The following is a 1839-nucleotide window of genomic DNA, read 5'->3' as shown; positions in this document are numbered from 1 at the left end:
ACCCGGCATCATCACCCTCCCCAGCCCACTGACGAACCAGGAAGGAAACAACACCAAAGGAAACCCCCAACACCCGACAACCCAACCCCACACAACGCAGGACCAGACCACCAGACGCCAGAGGAAATAACAATTGGCATCAACACTTGGCACACTGTTGAGTTCTCAAGAACCGGACGCACCCTCACCGCGAACCCTTGCGAGTTGTTGGTGGAAGGGGCAACCTTCCTACCGTAACCAGGCTAGTGGACGTCGTGCAAACCACTCACCCGATCAGCTGTGCCACCTGGCCGGGGGACCCTGGTCACCTGCCCCAGTCCGTCCGCCCCGTCGTGGCGACATCGAGAACAGTAGACGGCCCCGCGACCGGTGGCAAATCCGCTCGGTCGCGAGGCCGGATCCCCTACTGCGGCAACGGGAGAGCCACCGCGGCGAGCGACTTCCGCCCGCGTCGCAGCACGGCGAAGCGGCCGTGCAGCAGGGTGACGTCCGCCAGCGTCGCGTCCGGGTCCTCGACCTTGACGTTGTTCACGTACGCGCCCCCCTCCCCGATGGTCCGCCGCGCCCCCGACCGGCTCGGTGCGAGACCCGTGTCGGCGAAGAGCTGCACCAGCGGTACGTCGGCCGCCTCCGGCACCACGGTGGGCAGCTCCTCGAGCGCACCGGCCAGGGTCACCGCGTCGATGGTCGAGAGGTCGGCCCCGCCGAAGAGGGCCGAGGACGCGTCCTCGACGGCCCGGGCCGCGGCCTCGCCGTGCACGAGCGCCGTGACGTCGTGCGCGAGCGCGCGCTGCGCCGCCCGGGCGCGCGGCTGCTCCCGGGCCTGCCGGCCGAGGTCCTCGACCTCCTCCCGGCTGCGGAAGGAGAAGGCCTTGAGGTAGCCCTCCACCTGGGCGTCCTCGGCGTTGAGCCAGAACTGGAAGAAGGCGTAGGGCGACGTCAGCTCCGGGTCCAGCCACACGGCCCCCGACTCGGTCTTGCCGAACTTGGTGCCGTCGGCCTTCGTCAGCAGCGGGGTCGCCAGCGCGTGCACCGTCTCCCCCTCCACGCGGCGGACCAGCTCGCAGCCCGCCGTGATGTTGCCCCACTGGTCGGAGCCACCCAGCTGCAGCGAGCAGCCGTGCCGCCGGTGCAGCTGGAGGAAGTCGTTGCTCTGCAGCAGGACGTAGCTGAACTCGGTGAAGCTGATGCCCGTCGTGGCCAGGCGCTTGCTCACGGCCTCGCGGTCGAGCATGCGGTTGACGCTGAAGTGCTTGCCCACGTCGCGCAGGAAGTCGATCGCCGACATCGGCTGCGTCCAGTCCAGGTTGTCCACCATCGTCGCCGCCGCGGGGCCCGCGAAGTCGAGGAACGGCTCGATCTGGCGCTGCAGGCCACTCACCCAGCCCGCCACCGTCGCGGGATCGTTCATCGTCCGCTCCGACGAGGGGCGCGGGTCGCCGATCAGGCCGGTGGCGCCTCCGACGAGGACCAGGGGCCGGTGCCCGGCCTGCTGCAGGCGCCTCGCCGTCAGCACCTGCACGAGGTGCCCGACGTGCAGGCTCGCCGCGGTCGGGTCGAAGCCCACGTAGAAGGTCAGCGACCCGGACGTCAGCGCCTCGCGCAGCGCGGCCTCGTCGGTGGACTGCGCCACCAGGCCCCGCCACTGCAGTTCGTCCCAGACGTCGCTCACGGGGTGTCCACTCCTCAGTCGTCCGCCCCGGGCCGGGCCCGGGTGGGCGCGGCCCGCCCGCGGACAGCCTGCCCGATCAGGTCGGCGCCGGTCGACGCGGTCGCCGCCGGGGCACGGCGGCCCGGTAGGCGGACACCGTCGGCGCGTCCGCGACCCAGGCCCGCCAG

The 1839-nt window shown here is 71.2% G+C and carries 1 protein-coding gene; it reads right to left on the bottom strand.

Annotated elements, in window-relative coordinates:
• Positions 1-403 precede the first annotated feature (403 nt).
• Entirely contained in the window at positions 404-1672 is a 1269-nt protein-coding gene (tyrS, locus tag GTR02_RS21520; protein ID WP_166609510.1) for a tyrosine--tRNA ligase, read from the bottom strand.
• Between the last annotated feature and the right edge of the window lie 167 nt (positions 1673-1839).

Source organism: Kineococcus siccus, assembly GCF_009906795.1.
Classification (GTDB): domain Bacteria; phylum Actinomycetota; class Actinomycetes; order Actinomycetales; family Kineococcaceae; genus Kineococcus; species Kineococcus siccus.
This window is presented reverse-complemented; position numbering and strand designations above follow the sequence as displayed.